20 protein-coding genes are annotated in these 22,746 nt (G+C 61.4%); 16 read left to right on the forward strand and 4 right to left on the reverse strand.

What is annotated here, in order from left to right:
* The first annotated feature begins 40 nt into the window (after nt 1-40).
* The 4 genes from AEQ63_RS21860 to AEQ63_RS21875 all read left to right on the forward strand — a co-directional run bounded on the left by AEQ63_RS21860 (nt 41) and on the right by AEQ63_RS21875 (nt 4,364).
* Nucleotides 41-1,435 carry an FAD-binding oxidoreductase gene (locus AEQ63_RS21860; RefSeq protein WP_042606516.1) on the forward strand — a complete coding sequence of 465 codons (1,395 nt, stop codon included), beginning with the start codon at nt 41-43 and terminating at the stop codon, nt 1,433-1,435.
* A 41-nt stretch (nt 1,436-1,476) separates the two neighbouring features.
* The gene (locus AEQ63_RS21865; protein WP_064364711.1) at nt 1,477-2,142 is read left to right on the forward strand and encodes a fumarylacetoacetate hydrolase family protein; all 666 of its coding nucleotides are present in this window, start codon (nt 1,477-1,479) and stop codon (nt 2,140-2,142) included.
* Nucleotides 2,143-2,405: 263 nt separating this feature from the next.
* Nucleotides 2,406-3,329, forward strand: a complete 924-nt coding sequence (locus tag AEQ63_RS21870; RefSeq protein ID WP_064364712.1) for an SdiA-regulated domain-containing protein — start codon at nt 2,406-2,408, stop codon at nt 3,327-3,329.
* Nucleotides 3,330-3,446: 117 nt separating this feature from the next.
* Nucleotides 3,447-4,364 (forward strand): SdiA-regulated domain-containing protein, encoded by a 918-nt coding sequence (locus AEQ63_RS21875; protein WP_064364713.1) that lies wholly within the window; start codon nt 3,447-3,449, stop codon nt 4,362-4,364.
* Between the two features lie 146 nt (nt 4,365-4,510).
* Here AEQ63_RS21875 and rpiA read toward each other — a convergent pair whose 3' ends face one another.
* Complete coding sequence (gene rpiA, locus AEQ63_RS21880; protein ID WP_064364714.1) at nt 4,511-5,185, reverse strand: ribose-5-phosphate isomerase RpiA; 675 nt, start codon at nt 5,183-5,185, stop codon at nt 4,511-4,513.
* A 147-nt stretch (nt 5,186-5,332) separates the two neighbouring features.
* On the opposite strand from rpiA, the gene ilvA reads away from it, so the two are divergent.
* Both ilvA and AEQ63_RS21890 read left to right on the forward strand, forming a co-directional pair.
* On the forward strand, nt 5,333-6,847 hold the full coding sequence (gene ilvA / locus AEQ63_RS21885) for a threonine ammonia-lyase, biosynthetic (protein WP_064364715.1): 1,515 nt from the start codon (nt 5,333-5,335) through the stop codon (nt 6,845-6,847).
* A gap of 41 nt (nt 6,848-6,888) precedes the next feature.
* A complete protein-coding gene (locus tag AEQ63_RS21890) occupies nt 6,889-7,302 on the forward strand; it encodes a DUF2269 family protein (protein ID WP_064364716.1) in 414 nt (137 codons plus the stop codon).
* A gap of 105 nt (nt 7,303-7,407) precedes the next feature.
* On the opposite strand, the gene AEQ63_RS21895 is transcribed toward AEQ63_RS21890, so the two are convergent.
* Nucleotides 7,408-8,064 carry an HAD family hydrolase gene (locus AEQ63_RS21895; protein WP_042606521.1) on the reverse strand — a complete coding sequence of 219 codons (657 nt, stop codon included), beginning with the start codon at nt 8,062-8,064 and terminating at the stop codon, nt 7,408-7,410.
* Between the two features lie 143 nt (nt 8,065-8,207).
* Here AEQ63_RS21895 and AEQ63_RS21900 point away from each other — a divergent pair, with 143 nt between their 5' ends.
* Nucleotides 8,208-8,687 carry an RNA pyrophosphohydrolase gene (locus tag AEQ63_RS21900; protein ID WP_003229203.1) on the forward strand — a complete coding sequence of 160 codons (480 nt, stop codon included), beginning with the start codon at nt 8,208-8,210 and terminating at the stop codon, nt 8,685-8,687.
* Nucleotides 8,688-8,709: 22 nt separating this feature from the next.
* On the forward strand, nt 8,710-10,989 hold the full coding sequence (ptsP, locus tag AEQ63_RS21905) for a phosphoenolpyruvate--protein phosphotransferase (protein WP_064364717.1): 2,280 nt from the start codon (nt 8,710-8,712) through the stop codon (nt 10,987-10,989).
* 194 nt (nt 10,990-11,183) lie between these two features.
* Here the strand turns inward: ptsP and AEQ63_RS21910 are convergent, their stop codons facing one another.
* Nucleotides 11,184-11,930: an NRDE family protein gene (locus tag AEQ63_RS21910; protein ID WP_064364718.1), complete on the reverse strand. Its 747-nt coding sequence runs from the start codon at nt 11,928-11,930 to the stop codon at nt 11,184-11,186.
* Between the two features lie 130 nt (nt 11,931-12,060).
* Here AEQ63_RS21910 and AEQ63_RS21915 point away from each other — a divergent pair, with 130 nt between their 5' ends.
* The 3 genes from AEQ63_RS21915 to AEQ63_RS21925 all read left to right on the forward strand — a co-directional run bounded on the left by AEQ63_RS21915 (nt 12,061) and on the right by AEQ63_RS21925 (nt 14,760).
* The gene (locus AEQ63_RS21915; RefSeq protein WP_042606524.1) at nt 12,061-12,843 is read left to right on the forward strand and encodes a sulfite exporter TauE/SafE family protein; all 783 of its coding nucleotides are present in this window, start codon (nt 12,061-12,063) and stop codon (nt 12,841-12,843) included.
* 79 nt (nt 12,844-12,922) lie between these two features.
* Entirely contained in the window at nt 12,923-13,738 is an 816-nt protein-coding gene (lgt, locus tag AEQ63_RS21920) for a prolipoprotein diacylglyceryl transferase (protein WP_064364719.1), read from the forward strand.
* A gap of 50 nt (nt 13,739-13,788) precedes the next feature.
* Nucleotides 13,789-14,760: a thymidylate synthase gene (locus tag AEQ63_RS21925; protein ID WP_042606525.1), complete on the forward strand. Its 972-nt coding sequence runs from the start codon at nt 13,789-13,791 to the stop codon at nt 14,758-14,760.
* 119 nt (nt 14,761-14,879) lie between these two features.
* On the opposite strand, the gene cadR is transcribed toward AEQ63_RS21925, so the two are convergent.
* Complete coding sequence (gene cadR / locus AEQ63_RS21930) at nt 14,880-15,329, reverse strand: Cd(II)/Pb(II)-responsive transcriptional regulator (RefSeq protein WP_042606526.1); 450 nt, start codon at nt 15,327-15,329, stop codon at nt 14,880-14,882.
* Between the two features lie 84 nt (nt 15,330-15,413).
* Between cadR and AEQ63_RS21935 the strand changes: the two genes are divergently transcribed.
* The 5 genes from AEQ63_RS21935 (at nt 15,414) to AEQ63_RS21955 (ending at nt 22,594) form a co-directional block, all read left to right on the forward strand.
* Nucleotides 15,414-17,669, forward strand: a complete 2,256-nt coding sequence (locus AEQ63_RS21935; RefSeq protein ID WP_064364720.1) for a heavy metal translocating P-type ATPase — start codon at nt 15,414-15,416, stop codon at nt 17,667-17,669.
* A 15-nt stretch (nt 17,670-17,684) separates the two neighbouring features.
* The gene (locus AEQ63_RS21940) at nt 17,685-18,548 is read left to right on the forward strand and encodes a LysR family transcriptional regulator (protein WP_064364770.1); all 864 of its coding nucleotides are present in this window, start codon (nt 17,685-17,687) and stop codon (nt 18,546-18,548) included.
* A 193-nt stretch (nt 18,549-18,741) separates the two neighbouring features.
* On the forward strand, nt 18,742-19,818 hold the full coding sequence (locus AEQ63_RS21945; protein WP_064364721.1) for a putative 2-aminoethylphosphonate ABC transporter ATP-binding protein: 1,077 nt from the start codon (nt 18,742-18,744) through the stop codon (nt 19,816-19,818).
* Nucleotides 19,818-21,542, forward strand: coding sequence for a putative 2-aminoethylphosphonate ABC transporter permease subunit (locus AEQ63_RS21950; protein WP_064364722.1), 1,725 nt, complete (start codon nt 19,818-19,820; stop codon nt 21,540-21,542). The genes AEQ63_RS21945 and AEQ63_RS21950 overlap by 1 nt, the downstream gene beginning before the upstream one ends.
* Before the next feature lie 26 nt (nt 21,543-21,568).
* Nucleotides 21,569-22,594 carry a putative 2-aminoethylphosphonate ABC transporter substrate-binding protein gene (locus AEQ63_RS21955; protein ID WP_064364723.1) on the forward strand — a complete coding sequence of 342 codons (1,026 nt, stop codon included), beginning with the start codon at nt 21,569-21,571 and terminating at the stop codon, nt 22,592-22,594.
* Nucleotides 22,595-22,746 lie beyond the last annotated feature (152 nt).

Consider the following 22,746-nt stretch of genomic DNA (forward strand, 5'->3'; position numbering starts at 1 on the left):
CGTTCTCAGGATGACCATGAATTGTTCGAGAGTTCTGTCGATGACCAATCCTGCGCTGATTGATGAACTGAAGACCCTGGTTGAGCCCGGCAAAGTCCTCACCGACGCCGACTCCCTGAATGCTTACGGCAAGGATTGGACCAAGCACTTCGCCCCGGCGCCGAGCGCTATCGTGTTTCCCAAGACCATCGAGCAAGTGCAGGCCGTGGTGCGTTGGGCCAACACCCACAAGGTCGCGCTGGTGCCGTCCGGCGGGCGCACCGGGTTGTCCGCCGCTGCGGTGGCGGCCAATGGCGAAGTGGTGGTGTCGTTCGATTACATGAACCAGATTCTCGACGTCAACCTCACCGACCGCACCGCTGTATGCCAGCCGGGCGTGGTCACTGAGCATCTGCAGAACGTTGCTGAAGAAAACGGCCTGTACTACCCGGTCGACTTCGCCTCGGCGGGTTCCAGCCAGATTGGCGGCAACATCGGCACCAATGCCGGCGGGATCAAAGTGATTCGCTACGGCATGACGCGCAATTGGGTGGCCGGCATGAAGGTCGTCACCGGCAAGGGCGACGTGCTCGAGCTGAACAAGGACCTGATCAAGAACGCCACCGGTTATGACCTGCGTCAGCTGTTCATTGGCGCCGAAGGCACCCTCGGCTTCGTCGTCGAAGCGACCATGCGCCTTGATCGCGCACCGAAAAACCTCACCGCCATGGTCCTCGGCACCGCCGATTTCGATTCGATCATGCCGGTGCTGCACGCCTTCCAGGGCAAGCTCGACCTGACCGCGTTCGAATTCTTCTCCGACAAGGCCCTGGCCAAGGTCATGGGCCGCGGCGACGTGCCGGCGCCGTTTGACACCGACTGCCCGTTCTACGCCCTGCTGGAATTCGAAGCGACCACTGAAGAAGTGGCCAACAGCGCGCTGGAAACCTTCGAACACTGTGTCGAACAGGGCTGGGTACTCGACGGCGTGATGAGCCAGAGCGAAACTCAACTGCATAATCTGTGGAAGCTGCGCGAGTACATCTCCGAAACCATCTCCCACTGGACGCCGTACAAGAACGACATCTCGGTGACCGTTTCCAGGGTGCCGGCGTTCCTGCGCGAAATCGACGCGATCGTCGGTGAGCACTATCCGGATTTCGAAATCGTCTGGTTCGGCCACATCGGCGACGGCAATCTGCACCTGAACATCCTCAAGCCGGAAAACCTGAGCAAGGACGAGTTCTTTGCCAAGTGCGCCACCGTCAACAAGTGGGTGTTCGAAACCGTCGAGAAGTACAACGGCTCGATCTCGGCCGAACATGGCGTGGGCATGACCAAGCGTGATTACCTGACCTACAGCCGCTCGCCGGCCGAGATCGAGTACATGAAAGCGGTCAAGGCAGTGTTCGACCCGAACGGCATCATGAACCCGGGGAAGATTTTCCCGGTGTGATCGGTAATCTCTGTTGAATCAATGAAGGCAGGAGTCGGTAAATGAGCTATCAGCACCAGTACGTCGACGGCACGCGCATCCACTTCCCGATCGGGAAAGTCGTGTGCATTGGCCGCAATTACGCCGAACACGCCAAGGAACTGGACAACCCGGTGCCGACCGAGCCGCTGCTGTTCATCAAGCCGGGCAGTTGCGTGGTGCCGCTGGAAGGCGGTTTCAGCATTCCGACCGAGCGCGGTTCGGTGCACTACGAAGCGGAAATCGCTGTGTTGATCGGCAAGCCGCTGTCGACCAAACCAAGCCGCGAAGAAGTCCTCGATGCGATCTCCGGTTTCGCCCCGGCGCTGGACCTGACCCTGCGCGACAAGCAGGCCGAGCTGAAAGCCAAGGGTCTGCCGTGGGAAATCGCCAAGTCGTTCGACGGCGCGGCGGTGATCGCGCCGTTCGTGGTCGGCAGCACTTTCGCTGACCTGACCGACATCGGCATCCGCCTGACCATCGACGGCGAAGTGCGCCAGGACGGCAACAGCAGTGCGATGCTCAATCCGATCGTGCCGATGATCCAGCACATGGCCGGCTGCTTCTCGCTGCAGGCCGGCGACGTGATCCTTACCGGTACGCCGGTGGGTGTCGGCCCGCTGAACGTCGGCGACGAGATCGTCCTTGAACTGCCGGGGGCGAGCAGCTTCAGCAGCAGCGTGCGCTAACCGCCACACCGCAGAACCCCTTGTAGGAGTGAGCCTGCTCGCGATAGCGGTCTACCAGTCAATGCATATCTCGACTGATAAACCGCTATCGCGAGCAGGCTCACTCCTACATTCGTTTTGCGTTGCTGCTGATATCGCACACGCCAATCCCGCCATTTCCCGTTTTTTTCACATCCTCTCTGGATAATTTCCGCGATTGCGGCGTCTCAGCCGGCCTCTTTGTGCTATTACCCTTGGCCTGAATTTACGGAACGCGTCCCTTGATGGCATCTCGAACTCAGCAGAAACCCACCCTCCGTTCCCGCTTCGCTCTGCGCTGGTATGTCTGGCTGTTGCTGGCCATCGTGGCGGCTTATGGGCTGGCGTTTGCCATGCACTGGGATGATCGTGGTGTGCTGTGGGTGCTGGAGCGCTTCGAGAGCAAGGCCGAGCAAAAGGAGAGCGTGTGGCTGCCGGACTATCAGGTGGTGATCGACGCCAAACCGTTGCCGGGCATGGAGAAGGACGAAGCTTCCGACCTGGCTTACAACCCGCAGACCAAAACCCTGTTTTCGGTGATGGGCAAAAATCCGTTCCTCGCTGAGCTGACACTGCAGGGCGAGGTGCTGCGCAAGATGCCGCTGGTGGGCTGGAGCAATCCCGAAGGTCTGACGGTCATGGAAAACGGCCTGATGGCGATTGTCGATGAGCGCCAGCACACGTTGTCGATCGTCAAGGTCGACGCCGGTACCCGCGAGCTGAACATTGCCGACTTTCCGAAATACGACCTCGGGCCGTCGAAAGACCAGAACAAGGCTTTTGAAGCCATCACCTGGGATCCGCGCAATCATCAGCTTGTGCTGGGTGAAGAACACCCGCCGGCGTTGTTCACCTGGAAGAGCGATGGCAGTCAGACGCTGATCGGCGACAAGCAGAAGCTGGCCAGTGACGAGCTCGACATTCGCAATCTCTCGGCGCTGGCGGTCGATCCGCGCACTGGCCATCTACTGGTGTTGTCGGCCGATTCGCACCTGTTGCTGGAACTGGACGAGCGTGGCGAGCAAGTCAGCTTCATGACCTTGCTCGGCAATTTCAACGGTCTGAAAGACACCATTCCCCGCGCCGAAGGCCTGACCATGGACGAAGACGGCACGCTGTACATGGTCAGCGAGCCGAACCTGTTTTATCGCTTCGAGAAGCACAGGTAATTTTCCCTACGACAAACGCGGAATCGTGTGGTTGTCCTGGCAGGCAACTGGCCATTAAGCTTCAATTCAGACGGGCGTGATATTTCATCGGCCTGTCTTGAACCCGAGCCTGCCTGAATGCGTCGACTTGCCCGTCCCAAACCGTTGATTCTTGTCCTGTTGATGATTGCTCTGATCGCGTTGCTCGCGATCGGCCAGTACCTGCGCCTGTTCGAGCGCGCCTGGTTCAACCTGCACACCCTGTGGCAGCCGTTGAGCAGCGAGGCGATCGGTCTGGATCAATATCGGGTGACGATCGAAGCGCGGCCAATCGACGGGCTCGACGATGACGTTTCGGCGCTGACCTACGATCCGGTGCGCAAAAGCCTGTTCACCGTGACCAACAAGAATTCCGAACTGATCGAACTGTCGCTGGAAGGCAAGATCCTGCGGCGCATTGCTTTGGTCGGGTTCGGCGATCCTGAAGCGGTCGAATACATCAGTGCCGACACCTACGTCATCACCGACGAGCGCCAGCAGCGCCTGATCAAGATCCACCTCGACGCCGACACCACGTTCCTTGACGCCGAAGATGCCGAGCAGATGACCTTGGGCGTGCACATGGCCAGCAACAAGGGTTTCGAGGGGCTGGCTTACGACTCGGTGGGCAAACGCCTGTTCGTGGCGAAAGAACGCGACCCCATGCTGATCTATGAGGTCCACGGTTTTCCGCATTTCAAACCGGACAAGACCTACGCCGTACACGTGATCAACAACCCCAGGCGCGATGCCGGGATGTTCGTGCGTGACCTGTCGAGTCTGCAGTACGACGAACGCAGCGGGCACTTGCTGGCGCTGTCGGACGAGTCGCGCTTGATTATCGAACTGGATGTCGACGGCCGGCCGTTGAGCACCATGTCGATCAGCGGCGGACGCCAGGGTTTGCAGAAAACCGTGCCGCAGGCCGAGGGGATTGCGATGGACGATGACGGCACGTTATACCTGGTGAGTGAGCCGAATCTTTTCTACGTCTTCAAAAAACCTGCACAGCCTTGACTCACACCACAAAACACTGTGGGAGCGAGCCTGCTCGCGAAGGCGTCGTGTCAGCCAATGAAAATGTTGGCTGAACTGGCGCTTTCGCGAGCAGGCTCGCTCCCACAGGTTTATTCGTCTGCCCATCAAGTGTGGGCAGCGTTGGCTTACTCAGCCTTGAGGGTTTTCACACCTTCGCTAGTACCCAGCAACAACATATCCGCCGGGCGTGCGGCGAACAGGCCGTTGGTGACCACGCCGACGATGGCGTTGATCTGCGCTTCCAGTTCCACCGGGTTGGTGATCTGCAGGTTGAATACGTCGAGGATGATATTGCCGTTGTCGGTCAGCACGCCTTCGCGGTACACCGGGTCGCCACCGAGCTTGACCAGTTGGCGGGCAACGTGGCTGCGGGCCATCGGGATCACTTCCACCGGCAGCGGGAACTCACCGAGCACCGGCACCAGTTTGCTGGCGTCGGCGATGCAGATGAAGGTCTTGGCCACGGCGGCAACGATCTTCTCGCGGGTCAGGGCCGCGCCGCCGCCCTTGATCAGGTTCAGGTGCGCATCGCTTTCGTCGGCGCCGTCGACGTAGAACTCCAGATCGCTGACAGTGTTCAGCTCATACACCGGAATCCCGTGGCCCTTGAGGCGCGCGGCGGTGGCTTCGGAGCTGGCGACCGCGCCATCGAACGCGCCCTTGTGCTGGGCCAGGGCATCGATGAAGCAGTTGGCGGTGGAGCCGGTGCCGACGCCGACGATGCTCTTGTCGTCGAGTTTCGGCAGGATGAAGTCGACGGCGGCCTGGGCCACGGCCTGTTTGAGTTGATCCTGGGTCATGCGGGCTCCGAAGCGGGCAAGGGGTGGGCAGAAAGGCCGGCATTATAGCCGCAAGCGTGGCTAAAACCTCTGGATTCGTGTGGTCGTGCGCCCGAAAGCCGGGTTAGACTCCTTGGCCCTGCCCAACCCGCTCAGTGATGCTTTCCGATGCTCGAACAGTACGTCAAAAAGATCCTCACCTCGCGCGTTTATGACGTTGCCGTAGAAACCCCGCTGCAGAACGCTCGCCAGCTCTCCGAGCGACTGGGCAACGACATCTGGCTCAAGCGCGAAGACTTGCAGCCAGTGTTCTCGTTCAAGATTCGCGGCGCCTACAACAAGTTGACCCAACTGAGCGATGAAGAACGCGCCCGTGGCGTGGTCACCGCCTCGGCGGGCAACCATGCGCAGGGTCTGGCCCTGGCGGCGAAAGTGCTGGGCGTCAAAGCCACCATCGTCATGCCCAAGACCACCCCGGAAATCAAAGTCGAAGGCGTGCGTTCGCGCGGCGGCAAAGTGGTGCTGCACGGCGATTCGTTCCCGAAAGCGCTGGCCTATTCGCTGAAACTGGTTGATGAAAAAGGCTACGTCTACATCCATCCGTACGACGATCCCCACACCATTGCCGGGCAGGGCACCGTGGCCATGGAAATTCTCCGTCAGCACCCGCAGCCGCTGGACGCGATTTTCGTCCCGGTTGGCGGCGGCGGGCTGATCGCCGGTATCGCGGCGTACGTGAAATACCTGCGGCCCGACATCAAGGTGATTGGCGTCGAGCCGGACGACTCCAATTGTCTGCAGGCCGCGATGGCAGCGGGCGAGCGCGTGGTCCTGCCGACCGTGGGGATCTTCGCCGACGGTGTGGCGGTGGCACAGATCGGCCAGCATACCTTTGAGATCTGCAAGGATTACGTCGATGAAGTGATCACTGTCAGCACCGACGAGATCTGCGCGGCAATCAAGGATATCTACGACGATACCCGTTCGATCACCGAACCTGCCGGCGCGCTGGGCGTGGCCGGGATCAAGAAATACGTCGAGCAGCGCGGCGTCAGCGGTCAGACATTCGTCGCCATCGACTCTGGCGCCAACGTCAACTTCGACCGCTTGCGCCACGTCGCCGAGCGCGCCGAGCTGGGCGAAGGTCGCGAGGCGATCATCGCCGTGACCATTCCCGAGCAGGCCGGCAGCTTCAAGGCGTTCTGTGAAGCCATCGGCAAGCGCCAGATCACCGAGTTCAACTACCGCTACAACACCGGCAGCGAAGCGCACATCTTCGTCGGCGTGCAGACCCATCCTGACAACGACCCGCGCAGCGCCTTGCTGGCGAGCCTGACCGAGCAGGGTTTCCCGGTTATCGACCTGACCGACAATGAGCTGGCCAAGCTGCACATCCGCCACATGGTCGGTGGCCGCGCCGCGCAGGTGGTCGATGAAGTGGTGCTGCGCTTCGAATTCCCGGAACGGCCGGGGGCGCTGTTCAACTTCCTCAACAAGCTCGGCGGGCGCTGGAACATCTCGATGTTCCACTATCGCAACCACGGCGCGGCGGACGGCCGTGTGGTCGCGGGCCTGCAAGTGCCCCATGACGAGCGTCATCTGGTGCCCGCGGCGCTGGCGGAAATCGGCTACCCGTACTGGGACGAAAGCGACAATCCGGCCTATCAGCTGTTTCTCGGCTGAACGGCTACGCTGATGGGCATGGACCTACGGAAGAGAACGACATGGAAACCCTGACCACCCTGAAAGTCCTTCACGTCGCAGCGACCGTGGTCATCCTCGCGAGTGGGCTGGGGCTGGCCTTCCTGACCTGGCGCAATCGCAGCGAAGGTCCGGCCAGCACGATGCGCCGGCCGTGGCTGTTTATCTGGTGCCTGATGCTGATCGGCATGCTCAGCATGCCGTTCACCGGCTGGTGGCTGGTGCACCTGATTGGCTGGCCCTTGGGACAATTGTGGATTCTGGGATCGAGCGTGATCTACGCCGTGGCCACGTTCAGTGCGGTCTGGCTGCTGGTTCGGCTGGATCGGCTCTGGACAACCGGGCTGGGTAACCGCACATTCAATCTGGCGCTGGCGATTGTCAGCGGCGTCGGGTTTGTCGCCATCGCGGCGTTGATGGGGGCCAAGCCGGTTTAAGGTTTGCGACCGAGTTGCGGCCATTCGCGAGCAGGCTCGCTCCCACAGGGGATTTGTCAATGACACAGATCCAATGTGGGAGGGAGCCTGCTCGCGATAGCGATATCAGTCGCGCAACGAAATCACCGGCCAGCCGCGTTTTTCGGCTTCAGCACGCAAATTCGGATCCGGATCCACCGCCACCGGATTCGCCACCTGCTCCAGCAGCGGCAGATCATTCATCGAGTCGCTATAGAAATAGCTGCCCTCCAGCGAATAACCAGTCTCCTCCAGCCACCGATTCAGGCGCGTGACCTTGCCTTCACGGAAGCACGGGATATCGGTGCTGCGCCCGCTGTAGCGGCCATCAACCATCTCGCATTCGGTGGCGATCAGGGTTTCCACGCCCAGACGCACGGCGATCGGCGCCGTGACGAAACGGTTGGTGGCGGTGATGATCACCAGTTTGTCGCCGGCATCGCGGTGCTTTTTCAGCAGATCCAGAGCCTTGGGCAGGACGATCGGCTCGATGCAGTCGCGCATGTAATCACTGTGCCAGGCGTCAAGCACAGACATTTCCGTGCGGCCAAGAATCTCCAGGCAGAAGTTCAGGTACGCGGCGTTGTCCAGCTTGCCGGCCAGGTAATCCTGATAGAACTCGTCGTTGCGCGCCTTGTAGGCGATCGGGTCGAGGAAGCCGCGCTCGCACAGATAATCGCCCCAGGCGTGATCGCTGTCGCCGCCCAGAAGGGTGTTGTCCAAATCGAATAGAGCCAGGCGCATTGCAGTTACCCGCTGAAAAGTCAGTAAAAAGGCGACAAGAATACGGTCTTTTCACAAGAGTGCACATAAGGTAGGAACCTTCGTTGCCGCCTGATCAAGCTTTGTGGAACAATGCGGCGACATGCGTTTGCGAGGTTGTTGCCGTGATCGACCCCGATGGTTTCCGCCCCAATGTCGGGATCATTCTGACGAATGACGCCGGCCAGGTGCTATGGGCTCGCCGTATCAATCAGGACGCCTGGCAGTTTCCGCAAGGGGGGATCAACCCCGAGGAGACGCCGGAAGACGCCTTGTACCGCGAGCTGAACGAAGAAGTTGGCCTGGAACGTGAAGATGTTGAAATACTGGCCTGTACCCGAGGCTGGTTGCGCTATCGTTTGCCGCAACGCCTGGTGCGTACCCACAGCCAACCGTTGTGCATCGGCCAGAAACAGAAATGGTTCCTCCTGCGCCTGATCTCCAACGAGCAGCGGGTGCGGATGGATCTGACCGGTAAACCGGAGTTCGATGGCTGGCGCTGGGTCAGCTATTGGTATCCGTTGGGCCAGGTGGTGACATTCAAGCGCGAGGTGTATCGACGCGCTCTCAAAGAGCTTGCCCCGCGCCTTTTAGCGCGCGACTGACGACGGAGTTCGACCCCGAGCCATGCTCAATACGCTGCGCAAGATCGTCCAGGAAGTTAACTCCGCCAAGGATCTCAAGGCGGCGTTGGGGATTATTGTGTTGCGCGTCAAAGAGGCCATGGGCAGCCAGGTCTGCTCGGTCTACCTGCTTGACCCGGAAACCAATCGCTTCGTCCTGATGGCCACCGAGGGCTTGAACAAGCGCTCGATCGGCAAGGTCAGCATGGCCCCCAACGAGGGTCTGGTCGGTCTGGTCGGCACGCGTGAAGAACCCCTGAACCTCGAAAACGCATCGGTTCACCCGCGCTATCGCTACTTCGCCGAGACCGGTGAAGAGCGTTACGCTTCGTTCCTCGGTGCTCCGATCATTCACCACCGCCGCGTCGTCGGCGTGTTGGTCATCCAGCAGAAAGAGCGCCGCCAGTTCGACGAAGGTGAAGAAGCCTTCCTCGTGACCATGAGCGCGCAGCTCGCCGGCGTTATCGCCCATGCCGAGGCCACCGGTTCGATCCGTGGCCTGGGCCGGCAGGGCAAGGGCATTCAGGAAGCCAAGTTCGTCGGCGTGCCGGGCTCGCCGGGTGCTGCTGTCGGTACCGCAGTGGTCATGCTGCCGCCGGCCGACCTGGACGTGGTGCCGGACAAGACCATTACCGACATCAACGCTGAGCTGGCGCTGTTCAAGACCGCCATCGAAGGCGTGCGCGCCGACATGCGCGCGTTGTCCGCCAAACTGGCGACCCAGCTGCGCCCGGAAGAGCGCGCGCTGTTCGACGTCTACCTGATGATGCTCGACGATGCCTCGCTGGGCAGCGAAATCACCACCGTGATCAAGACTGGCCAATGGGCCCAGGGCGCGCTGCGTCAGGTGGTCACGGAACACGTCAACCGCTTCGAATTGATGGACGACGCTTACCTGCGTGAGCGTGCGTCGGACGTCAAAGACCTTGGTCGCCGTCTGCTCGCCTATCTGCAGGAAGAGCGCCAGCAGAACCTGGTCTACCCGGAAAAAACCATCCTGGTCAGCGAAGAACTGACGCCGGCGATGCTCGGCGAGGTGCCGGAAGGCACGCTGGTCGGCCTGGTGTCGGTACTCGGTTCGGGTAACTCACACGTTGCGATTCTGGCCCGGGCCATGGGCATTCCGACCGTCATGGGTCTGGTCGACCTGCCGTACGCCAAGGTCGACGGCATCGAAATGATCGTCGACGGCACCCGTGGCGAGGTCTACACCAACCCCAGCGAAGTGCTGCGCAAGCAGTTCGCCGAAGTCGTCGAAGAAGAGAAACAACTGGCGCTGGGCCTCGACACCCTGCGCGACCTGCCGTGCGTGACCCTCGATGGTCACCGCATGCCGCTGTGGGTCAACACCGGCCTGCTCGCCGATGTGGCGCGGGCGCAGAAGCGCGGCGCCGAGGGAGTCGGTCTGTACCGCACCGAAGTGCCGTTCATGATCAACCAGCGCTTCCCGAGCGAGAAGGAACAGCTGGCGATCTACCGCGAACAGCTCGCCGCGTTCCACCCGCAACCGGTGACCATGCGCAGCCTCGACATCGGCGGTGACAAGTCGCTGTCGTACTTCCCGATCAAGGAAGACAACCCGTTCCTCGGCTGGCGCGGTATTCGCGTCACCCTTGACCACCCGGAAATCTTCCTGGTGCAGACCCGCGCGATGCTCAAGGCCAGCGAAGGCCTGAACAACCTGCGGATTCTGCTGCCGATGATCTCCGGCACCCATGAACTCGAAGAAGCCCTGCACCTGATCCACCGTGCCTGGGGCGAGGTGCGCGACGAAGGCACCGACGTGCCGATGCCGCCGATCGGCGTGATGATCGAAATCCCGGCAGCGGTGTACCAGACCAAGGAACTGGCGCGGATGGTCGACTTCCTCTCGGTCGGCTCCAACGATTTGACCCAGTATCTGCTGGCGGTCGATCGCAACAACCCGCGCGTCGCCGACCTCTACGACTACCTGCACCCGGCAGTGCTGCAAGCGCTGCAAACCGTGGTCACCGATGCGCACGCCGAAGGCAAACCGGTGAGCATCTGCGGCGAGATGGCCGGTGATCCGGCGGCAGCAGTGCTGTTGATGGCGATGGGCTTCGACAGCCTGTCGATGAACGCCACCAACCTGCCGAAGGTGAAGTGGATGTTGCGCCAGGTGAACCTGAGCAAGGCACAGGAGATGCTGGCGGAGCTGATGAAGATCGATAACCCGCAGGTTATCCATAGCTCGCTGCAGTTGGCGCTGAAGAATCTTGGGTTGGCTAAGATGAATTCGCCTGTGGTGAACAAGGCTCTCTAAAGATCAAAGGCCCCTCACCCTAGCCCTCTCCCGGAGGGAGAGGGGACTGATCGGGGGATGCTGCAGAACTCCGTCGACCTGAAAGAGCTTTGCTGAATCCATAATCGACTTGTTCTTTCAGGTCGATGTAAGGCCCAAGACACCTCGGTCGGCCCCCTCTCCCTCCGGGAGAGGGCTGGGGTGAGGGGCTGCTGTTAGACACAAACCTCAACTTCCCCTAGATGACCGCCATACGGCCCAAAACTGCGCTCCACCATTCGCCGCGTCCCGTCCGCCTGCACAACCAACGCCGTACTCGCCCGCGTGCCGTAACTCTGGCTGGCAATAAACACGCTCGACAACAATGACTCCGTCGCCATGCCCACCCCGGTATCCGGCAACTCGGCCTCTGGTGCGGGCTGCGCATCGCTCAACAACGCCAGCAATCGTTCAGGCTGCGGATCGTCCAGCACTGCGCTCAACGCCGCCCTGGCCTTGAGCAGTTTTGGCCACGGCGTGTCCAGCCCGGCATTGGATAGCCCATAAACCCCGGGCTGGAGCATCACCGGCTCGGACGCCCGTGCATTGAAATGCCAAAGCTCATGGGTATTGCCCAGCAGCAGGTTGAACCCGGCGTACTCCGCCGCACGGTCCACTACATCGCTCAAATAATCATCAATAGAAAGATCACCCGTGAGAAAGCGTGCCACCAGCTCGCCCCGGGATTTGGTCGCGGGCGGCTGCTGCGGGTCGCGAATATTGGTCAGTGCAGCGAAGCGTCCGTTGGCGCCGATCCCCAGCCAGGTGCCGCCGGCCTCAAGATCGCGCCCGGCATGCACCTGCGGCGCCTCCGGCCACGGCGCCAATGGCAGGCTGGGGCGGGCGTAGAACTCGTCGCGGTTGGCCGCGACGATCAGCGGCTGGGCATGGCCCGGGCGCCAGGCGAAAACAATCAGGCACATAAGGTGGTCCTTGTGTGTTTTTTGCCCACTCTACGCATCCGGCGTCCGTGCATCCATCGCCAGTGGAGCAGAAGGCTGCGCATCCGTTACCATGCCGGTCCTGTTTTGCCGACGCGTGCTGGAGACGGTCATGGAATTTCTGCTCTACCTGGCGCTCGGCGCCTGCGCGGGCGTGCTCGCCGGGCTGTTTGGCGTCGGCGGCGGGATCATCATCGTCCCGGTGCTGGTGTTCAGCTTTACCCTGCAAGGCTTCGATCAGTCGATTCTCACGCATCTGGCGGTGGGTACGTCGCTGGCGACGATCATCTTCACCTCGATCAACGCCGTGCGTGAACATCACCGCCGTGGCGCGGTACGTTGGGCGATTTTCCGCTGGATGACCGTGGGCATTCTGCTCGGTGCCGGTTTCGGTGCGCTGACCGCGGAAGCGATCTCGGGGCCGAACCTGCAAAAGATCATCGGCGTGTTTGCTCTGGTGATCGCCGTGCAATTGGCGCTGGACGTCAAACCCAAGGCCAGCCGAACGGTGCCGGGCAAGCTCGGTCTGACTGCGGCCGGTACGGTGATTGGCTGGGCCTCGGCGATTTTCGGTATTGGCGGCGGCTCGCTGACCGTGCCGTTTCTGACCTGGCGCAGCGTGCCGATGCAGCAGGCCGTGGCGACCTCGTCGGCCTGTGGCCTGCCGATCGCTTTGGCGAGTGCGTCAAGTTTCATGATTCTGGGGTGGCACGATCCGTTGCTGCCGGCCCATAGTCTCGGTTTTGTGTATTTGCCGGCATTGTTGGGCATCGCCCTGACCAGCATGGTATTCGCCCGGCTCGGCGCGCGTCTGGCGCACAGGTTGTCGCCGCGCTTGCTGAAAAGGCTGTTCGCCGCTTTGCTGTTCTGCGTGGGTTTGAGCTTTCTGCTCTGACCGCGTGGCAATCCTGGCTTAATCCTGAGGTGGCAGCGTCACCCGGGAATTTCGCTTTCAACTCTAACAAGGAGTCGCAATGCTGCCTTACCCGCAGATCGACCCGGTGGCCCTGGCCATCGGTCCGCTGAAAATCCACTGGTACGGTCTGATGTACCTGATCGGCATCGGCGGCGCGTGGCTGTTGGCGTCGCGCCGGCTCAACCGCTTCGACCCGACCTGGACCAAGGAGAAGCTCTCCGATCTGGTGTTCTGGCTATCGATGGGCGTGATCGTCGGCGGCCGTCTGGGTTATGTGCTGTTCTACGACCTGAGCGCGTACCTGGCCAACCCGACGCTGATTTTCGAAGTGTGGAAGGGCGGCATGTCGTTCCACGGCGGATTCATCGGCGTGATGCTCGCGGCCTTGTGGTTCGGCAAGCGCAATGGCAAGTCGTTCTTCCAGTTGATGGACTTCGTCGCGCCGATGGTGCCGATCGGTCTGGGCGCCGGGCGCATCGGCAACTTCATCAACGCCGAGCTGTGGGGCAAGGCCACCGACGTACCATGGTCCATGGTGTTCCCGCCGTTCAGCGATCCGGCGCAGTTGCCGCGCCATCCATCGCAGCTGTATCAGTTCGCCCTCGAAGGCGTGGCGCTGTTCCTGATCCTGTGGATTTTCTCGCGCAAACCGCGCCCGACCATGGCCGTCTCCGGCATGTTCGCGCTGTTCTATGGCATCTTCCGTTTCATCGTCGAATTCGTCCGCGTGCCGGACGCACAGTTGGGCTATCTGGCGTGGAACTGGCTGACCATGGGTCAGGTGCTGTGCGTGCCGATGATTGTCGGCGGGCTGTTGCTGATCTGGCTGGCCTATCGTCGCGCCCCGGCAGCGCCGCTCGCGCCGACGGCTTAAACTACGAACCCCGGCGCGCGACGCCGGGGCTCAAAGGACACAGGTAACTCATGAAGCAATATCTCGAACTGGTCTCGCACGTCATCCAGAACGGCAGTAAACAGGCCAACCGCACCGGCATCAACACCATCAGTTTCCCGGGGGCGATGCTGCGTTTCGATCTGCAGGAAGGTTTTCCGGCGATCACCACGCGCAAAATGGCCTTCAAATCGGCCATCGGCGAGATGTGCGGTTTTCTGCGTGGCGTGAACAACGCCGCTGAATTCCGCGCGCTGGGCTGCAAGGTCTGGGACCAGAACGCCAACGAAAACGCGCAGTGGCTGGCCAACCCGTTCCGTCAGGGCGACGACGACCTCGGCGAAATCTATGGCGTGCAATGGCGCAAGTGGCCGGCTTACAAGCAGATCCCGCTGAGCAACACCGCCGCCATCGAGCAAACCTTGAGCAACGGCTACAAGCAGATCGCTCAGGGCGAAGAAGACGGCCAGGCTTACGTCGTGCTGTACAAGGCGATCGATCAGGTGCGCCAGTGCGTCGACACGATCATCAAGGATCCGGGCAGCCGGCGCATCCTGTTCCACGGCTGGAACGTCGCCCAGCTCGATGAAATGGCCCTGCCGCCGTGCCATCTGCTGTACCAGTTCCACCCGAACGTCGAGACCAAAGAGATCTCGCTGACCCTGTACATCCGCTCCAACGATCTGGGTCTGGGTACGCCGTTCAACCTCACCGAAGGCGCCGCACTGCTGAGCCTGATCGGCCGCCTGACCGGTTACACGCCGCGCTGGTTCACCTATTTCATCGGTGATGCCCACGTCTACGAAAACCACTTGGACATGCTCAACGAACAGCTCAAGCGCGAGCCGTTTGCCATGCCGAAACTGAAGATCTCCGATCGCGTGCCGGAGTTTGCCAAGACCGGTGTGTATCAACCGGAGTGGCTGGAACTGGTCGAGCCGAGCGACTTCTCGCTGGAAGGCTACGAGCACCATCCGCCAATGACTGCGCCGATGGCGGTCTGAACCACTACGCAGGCCCCCTCTGTAGGAGCTGCCGAAGGCTGCGATCTTTTGATCTTGCTGTTTACAAGATCAAAAGATCGCAGCCTGCGGCAGCTCCTACATTTGCTTTTGTGGTGTGCTCAATGGCCGTGGCTACGGCCTACGTGGGAATGCTCAACCTCCGTTGCAACAACCCCGCCACTCACTTCCAGCCGCTGCAAGATCCCGCATTGATCTGCCTCCGGGCCTTCGCCACAGCGTTGGCGCAGGTCGAGCAGTTGTGCCTGCAAGGCCAGCAATCCGTCAATCCGCGCCTTCACATGCTGGATGTGTTCGTCGATCAGCGCATTGACGCTCTCGCACTGATCCTGCGGGCTGTCGCGCAGGGCGAGCAGGCTGCGGATTTCTTCGAGAGTCATGTCGAGGGTGCGGCAGTTGCGGATGAACGTCAGGCGCTCGGCGTGGGCCTGGGTGTAGACACGGTAATTGCCGTCGCTGCGCGCCGGTTCCGGCAGGAGATTTTCGCGCTCGTAGTAGCGGATGGTTTCCACGGCGCAGTCGGTGAGTTTCGCCAGTTCGCCGATCTTCATGACGGCCATCTCCAAATGGGTGCTTGACCCTATAGTGGCTACAGGGTCTTTACTTGGCAACAGGCACCTTCATGGACGCGACCAATGAGCGATTCCCTGCACACCCACAAGCCCGGCGACGGCCACGATCACGGTCATAAATTGCAGCCCGTGCACAAACATGACCACGGTGGCGAATCCTGCTGCGGGTCGAAAGCCGCAGCGCCTGCGTTGGTGCAACTGAGCGAAATGACCAGCGCCGATGCGCGCCTGAGCAGTTTCCGCATCGAGGCGATGGATTGCCCGACCGAGCAGACGCTGATTCAAAACAAGCTGGGCAAACTGGCTGGGGTGCAGCAGCTGCAATTCAACCTGATCAACCGCGTTCTTGGCGTGACCCACAATCTGCCGGGCACCGAGCCCATCACTGACGCGATTAAATCCCTCGGCATGCACGCCGAGCCGCTGGACGCGGGCGTCGACGCACAGGCCCCGGCACCCGTGAAAAAGCACTGGTGGCCGCTGGCGCTGTCCGGCCTTACCGCACTGGGCGCCGAAGTCATTCACTTCACCAGCGCCGCACCCGATTGGGTGGTGGCGATCGTTGCGCTGGTGTCGATTCTCAGTGGTGGCCTCGGCACTTACAAAAAGGGCTGGATCGCCCTGAAGAACCTCAACCTCAACATCAATGCGCTGATGAGCATCGCCGTAACCGGTGCCATCCTCATCGGCCAGTGGCCGGAAGCGGCGATGGTGATGTTCCTCTTCACCGTCGCCGAGCTGATTGAAGCACGCTCGCTGGACCGCGCGCGCAACGCGATCAGCGGCTTGATGCAGATGACCCCTGAGCAAGCCACGGTATTGCAGGCCGACGGCAATTGGCGCGAACAAGAGGTGAAAAGCGTTGAACTCGGCGCCCGCGTGCGGGTGAAACCCGGCGAGCGTATCGCCCTGGACGGCGCGGTGGTCAGCGGCAGCTCGACCATCGACCAGGCGCCGATCACCGGGGAAAGCCTGCCCGTGGAGAAAACCGTCGGTGACAAAGTCTTCGCTGGCACCATCAATCAGGCCGGTTCGCTGGAATATACGGTGACCGCTGCGGCGAACAACTCGACACTCGCACGGATCATCCACGCTGTCGAACAGGCGCAAGGCGCACGGGCGCCGACCCAGCGTTTCGTTGATCAATTCTCGAAAATCTACACCCCGGCGGTGTTCGTCTTCGCTTTAGCCGTGGCGGTGATTCCGCCGCTGTTCATGGGTGCGGCGTGGTTCGACTGGATCTACCGCGCGCTGGTGCTGCTGGTGGTGGCCTGCCCGTGTGCACTGGTGATTTCCACTCCGGTGACCATCGTCAGCGGCCTCGCAGCGGCGGCGCGCAAAGGCATTCTGGTCAAGGGCGGCGTGTATCTGGAGGGCGGCTTCAAGCTCGATTATCTGGCGCTGGACAAGACCGGCACGATCACCCATGGCAAACCGGTGCAGACCGATTACTTGTGCCTGGAGGCAACCGCCGAGCAAACTGCACCCGCCATCGCCGCAGCGTTGGCCGGACGCTCCGATCACCCGGTATCGCTGGCCATTGCCAACGCTGCTGTGGGTAAAGATTCCGCGGCGCCCGCTGTGGATAACTTCGAAGCGCTGGGTGGGCGTGGCGTCAAAGGCGATATCAATGGCCAGACCTATCACCTGGGCAACCATCGTCTGGTCGAGGAACTGGGTCTGTGCTCGCCGCAATTGGAGGAAAAACTCTTCGCGCTGGAGAAACAGGGCAAATCCGTGGTGCTGCTGCTCGACAGTTCTGGCCCGCTGGCGTTGTTTGCCGTGGCCGACACGGTCAAGGAAAGCAGCCGCGAAGCGATTCGTCAGTTGCATGAACTCGGTGTGAAAACCCTGATGCTCACTGGCGACAACGTCCACACCGCGCAAGCGATTGCCGCTCAGGTCGGTATCGACGAGGCGCGCGGCGACTTGCTGCCGACCGACAAACTGCAGGCCATCGAAGACCTGTACAAGCAGGGCCATCGCGTCGGCATGGTCGGCGACGGCATCAATGACGCGCCGGCACTGGCCCGCGCCGAGATCGGTTTCGCCATGGCTGCCGCAGGCACCGACACCGCGATCGAAACCGCCGATGTCGCCCTGATGGACGACGATCTGCGCAAGATCCCCGCGTTCATCAACCTGTCTCGCAATACCGCGAGCATCCTGAAACAGAACATCGCGCTGGCCCTGGTGATCAAGGCGATCTTTCTTGCGGTAACCTTCGCCGGGCTTGCCACCATGTGGATGGCAGTGTTCGCCGATATGGGCGTGAGCCTGCTGGTGGTGTTCAACGGGTTGCGCCTGTTGCGTAAATAACCATGAGGAATGGTTGTGCTGAGTGCCGAGCTGAAAGCGTTCTACATGGTCGCCCGCCTGGGCAGTATCACGCTGGCGGCGAAAAAACTCGGCCTCAGTCAACCGACCGTGACCACGCAGATCCGTAACCTGGAAAGTCAGTATTCGGTGGAGCTGTTTTATCGCGGCGGTCGACGCCTCAGCGTCAGCGACGAAGGCGCGCGCTTGCTGCCAATGGTCAAAACCCTGTTGCAGCAAGAGGCCGACATCGAGTTCTTTTTGCGTAACAGCGGCCAGGTGCAGGGCACGTTGCGCATTGCCGCTACCGCGCCGTATTACATCCTCGATCTGGTGAAAACCTTCCGCGAGCGTTTGCCACAGGTGGAAGTGTCGGTGGAAATCGGCAACTCGCAGCAAGTGCTCGAAGCGCTGGAGGATTACCGCGTGGATGTCGCGGCGTCGTCACAGTTGCTCGACGATGCGCGATTGATTCGCCGGGTGCTCGGCACCGATCCGTTGGTGCTGGCGGTGCATCGCAATCATCCATTGGCGGCGCAAGAGCATGTGACGTTGAGTGCACTGGCCGGGCATACGCTGTTGATGCGTGAGTCGGGCTCGACCACGCGGCGCTTGACCGAAGAATTGCTCGCCAGCGCCGGGGTCAGCTTCGGGCCGCTGCTGGAGATCGGCAGCCGCGAGTCGATTCGTGAAGCGGTGCTGCGCAACATCGGCATCAGCATCATTGCGCGTCAGGAAGTGCCGCATGATCCGCAGCTGCGCGTGCTGACCATCGAGAATGCACCGCAGATTCCGGAATATCTGTATTGCCTCAAGGAAAGGAAGGGCGCGCGGTTGCCGGCGGCTTTTTTGGGACTCGCACAGGAAATGTCCCCGGCCTGAAGATCAAAAGATCGCAGCCTTCGGCAGCTCCTACAGGTGGACGCATTCCAATGTAGGAGCTGCCGAAGGCTGCGATCTTTTGACTTCCAACCAAAATCCCCGAATACCACTATCAGCCATTTTGGCCTCGCTGCCACATGACGGACGCATTACAACTCTAGGATTGACCCCATCTGCTTGATGAGGTCTGTCCATGAATCCTGCCATCGCAACTGCCCTGACCCACCCCGGTGCGCCGATGAAAGTGCGCGGCGTGCAGAAACGCTTCGGCGCTTTCACCGCGCTGGATAACGTCTCGCTCGACGTCGCCGCCGGTGAACTGGTGTGTCTGCTCGGCCCGTCGGGCTGTGGCAAGACCACGCTGCTGCGCTGCATCGCTGGGCTGGAGAAGCAGGACAGCGGCGAGCTGTATCTGGGTGAGCGCGACGTCTCGCACCTCGCCCCGCAAGCTCGCGACTACGGCATTCTGTTCCAGTCCTACGCGCTGTTCCCCAATCTGACCGTCGAGGCGAACATTGCCTACGGCCTCGCCGGCAGCGGGCGCGATGAAGTGCGCCGTCGCGTCGGTCAGATGCTGGAACTGGTCGGCCTCACCGGCAGTGAGAAAAAGTACCCCGGCCAATTGTCCGGCGGCCAACAACAACGCGTGGCGCTCGCCCGTGCCCTGGCGCCGGCCCCGTCGCTATTATTGCTCGATGAACCAATGTCGGCCCTCGACGCTCGGGTTCGCGAGCACCTGTGCACCGAGCTGCGCCAGTTGCAACGCAACCTCGGCATTACCACCCTGATGGTCACGCACAATCAGGACGAAGCGATGTTGATGGCCGACCGCATCGCGGTGATGAACAACGGTCGCGTCGAGCAGTACGCCACCCCGCAGGAAATCTACGACCGCCCGGCCACGCCGTTCGTGGCCGAGTTTGTCGGCCAGGGCAACTGGTTGCCGTTCCAGCGCAGCAGCGCAAGCCACGCCAAGGTCGGGGGGATGAATCTGCGCTTGGCCGATGGCAGCGTGCACAGCGCCTCGGGTCGGCTGTTCTGCCGCCCGGAGGCGATCAATGTCAATCCGCTGGTGCATGAAGAAAACCTGTTCCCGGCCAAGGTTCGCGAGATCACTTTCCTCGGCAATCGCTGCCGGATGAGCTTTGAACTTGATCAGCTTCCGGGCCACCCACTGCTCGCCGAACTCGCGCCGGAAGCCATGCCGCGCCTCGGCGCCCAGCAAATCATGGTCGCCTTGCCGCCGCGCAGCCTGCAGGTGTTTGCCTAATGAACAGCAACCTCGCGCTGCCGCTACCGCACAAGCAGGTGCGACAGTCCTCGAAAGCCGAGATCGGTGATCGCCTGTTCGTGGTCGGCGGGAAAATCCTCCTGCTCGTGTTGCTCGGCCTCGCAGTGCTGCTGCCCTTGCTGGCGATCTTCTGGCGCGGTTTCAGCAATGACGCCGGGCAGGGCGGTGGCTGGCTCGCGGCTAAGGAGTTGGTGACCAGCGCCAATTTCCACTGGCTGCTCGGCAACAGCCTGAAAGTTTCCCTCAGCGTCGCCGCCATTGTCGTACCGCTGGCCTACCTGTTTGCCTATGCGCTGCAACGCACGCTGATTCCGGCGAAGGGCATCTGGCGCGGGATTTCCCTGCTGCCGCTGATGGCGCCGTCGATGCTGCCGGGGATTGCGCTGGTCTATCTGTTCGGCAACCAGGGCATGCTGCGTGGGCTGCTCTCGGACAATATTTATGGATTCTGGGGGATTGTGCTGGGTGAGGTGATTTATACCTTCCCCCATGCGCTGATGATTCTGCTCTCGGCATTGTCGCTGGCCGATGCGCGTCTGTTCGATGCCGCATCGAGCATGGGCGCCAGTCCGGCCAAGGCGTTTCGCAGCATCACCTGGCCGGCGACCCGGCAGGCGGTGTTTGCAGCGTTCTGTCTGGTGTTCACCCTGACCATCACCGATTTCGGTGTGCCGGTGGTGGTCGGTGGCGACTATCAAGTGCTGGCGCTGGAGGCCTACAAAGCCGTGGTCGGTCAGCAGCAATTTGGTCGCGGCGCGTTGATCGGCATGGTGCTGTTGCTGCCGGCGCTGTTCAGTTTCGGCGTCGATGCCTGGCTGCGTCGCCGCCAAGGCGACTCGATGAGCGGACGGGCGCAGGTGTTTAAACCGCTGCCGTCCAAGCTGCGCGACGGCTGCTATCTGGTAATCGTTTTGCTGATCAGCGCCGCGCTGCTGCTGGTGTTCGGCATGGCGGTGTTTTCGTCGCTGGTGAAGTTCTGGCCATACAACCTGTCGCTGTCGCTCAACCACTATCAGTTCAACGAGACCGCCGGCGGTGGCTGGCTCGCCTACAGCAACAGCTTGACGATGGCGTTGGGCACGGCGCTGATCGGCAGCGTGCTGATCTTCACCGGCGCTTATCTGATGGAGAAAACCCGCACCCAGCGCGGCCTCAACCTGACCTTGCGCCTGCTCAGTTTCGTGCCGATGGCCGTGCCTGGGCTGGTGCTTGGCCTGGGTTATGTCTTTTTCTTCAACCTCAGCGGCAATCCGCTGCACGTGCTCTACGGGACGATGACGCTGCTGATCGTCTGCACCATTGCGCACTATCTGACCACCGCACAAATGACCGCGACCACCGCGCTGCGCCAGCTCGACGCCGAGTTCGAAGCGGCGGCGCTGTCGCTCAAGGCGCCGCTGTACCGGCATTACCTGCGCGTGACCGTGCCGATCTGCCTGCCGGCGCTGCTGGACATCGTGCGCTACCTGTTCGTCTCGGCGATGACCACGGTTTCCGCTGCGATCTTCCTCTACAGCCCTGACACCATCCTCGCGGCGGTCGCAGTGCTGAACATGGACGACGCCGGCAATGTCGGCGGCGCGGCGGCGATGTCGACCCTGATTCTGTTCACCTCGGCGGGCGTGTCCTTGCTGCTGGCGTGGGCTTCGCGCGGCCTGTTGCGCCGTTCCCAGGCCTGGCGGCAAACCGCCCCCGGTCACTGATTCAACTCACCTACAGGAAAACGCTCATGTTCAAGCCTATGGCCCTGGCCGCTGCTGTGCTCGCGACTTTCAGCCTGAATGCCTTCGCGGCGAAAACCGAGTTGACGGTGTACACCGCCCTCGAAGCCGAACAGTTGAAGTCCTACAAGGAAGCCTTCGAAAAGGCTAACCCGGACGTCGAGATCAAATGGGTGCGCGATTCCACCGGGATCATCACCGCCAAACTGCTCGCCGAAAAACCCCGGCCGCAGGCGGATGCGGTGTGGGGCCTGGCGGCTTCGAGTCGGGCGATCCTCGATCAGCAGGGCATGCTGCAAAGCTACGCGCCGAAGGATCTCGGCAAGATCGGCGCGAACTACCGCGACGCCGCCAACCCGCCGGCCTGGGTCGGCATGGACGTGTGGGCGGCGACCATTTGCTTCAACACCGTCGAAGCCGAAAAGCAAGGGCTGAGCAAACCCGTGAGTTGGCAGGACCTGACCAAGCCTGAGTACAAGGGCAAGATCGTCATGCCCAATCCGGCGTCGTCCGGCACCGGTTTCCTCGACGTCAGCGCCTGGCTGCAAACCTTCGGCGAAAAGCAGGGCTGGGCCTACATGGATGGCTTGCACCAGAACATCGGCCAGTACGTCCACTCCGGTTCCAAGCCTTGCAAACTGGCAGCGGCGGGGGAGTTTCCGATCGGGATTTCCTTTGAATACCCTGCCGTGCAGCTGAAACGCCAGGGCGCGCCGCTGGACATCATCCTGCCCAAGGAGGGCCTGGGCTGGGAGATCGAGGCGACAGCGGTGATCAAAGGCACCCCGCATGAAGAAGCGGCGAAGAAACTCGCCGACTTCTCCGCCAGCGCCGAGGCGATGGACTTGTACAAAGAGAACTTCGCTGTTCTTGCACAGCCGGGGCTTGCCAAGCCGCAGACCGAATTGCCAGCCGATTATGAGCAGCGCCTGATCAAGAACGACTTTGCCTGGGCCTCGAAGAATCGCGACGAGATCCTGGCTGAATGGCGCAAGCGGTATGACGGCAAGTCCGAGAAGGTTGTCGCGAAATAACTGACCCACACATCCTGTGGCGAGGGAGCTTGCTCCCGCTGGAGCGCGAAGCGGTGCCAAATTCTGCAAATGAGTAGTGTCAGGCACTCCACATCTGCGGAAGTTGCGACTGCAGCGAAGCCGAGCGGGAGCAAGCTCCCTCGCCACAAAAG

Source organism: Pseudomonas sp. RIT-PI-o (genome assembly GCF_001297215.1).
Classification (GTDB): Bacteria; Pseudomonadota; Gammaproteobacteria; order Pseudomonadales; family Pseudomonadaceae; genus Aquipseudomonas; species Aquipseudomonas moraviensis_A.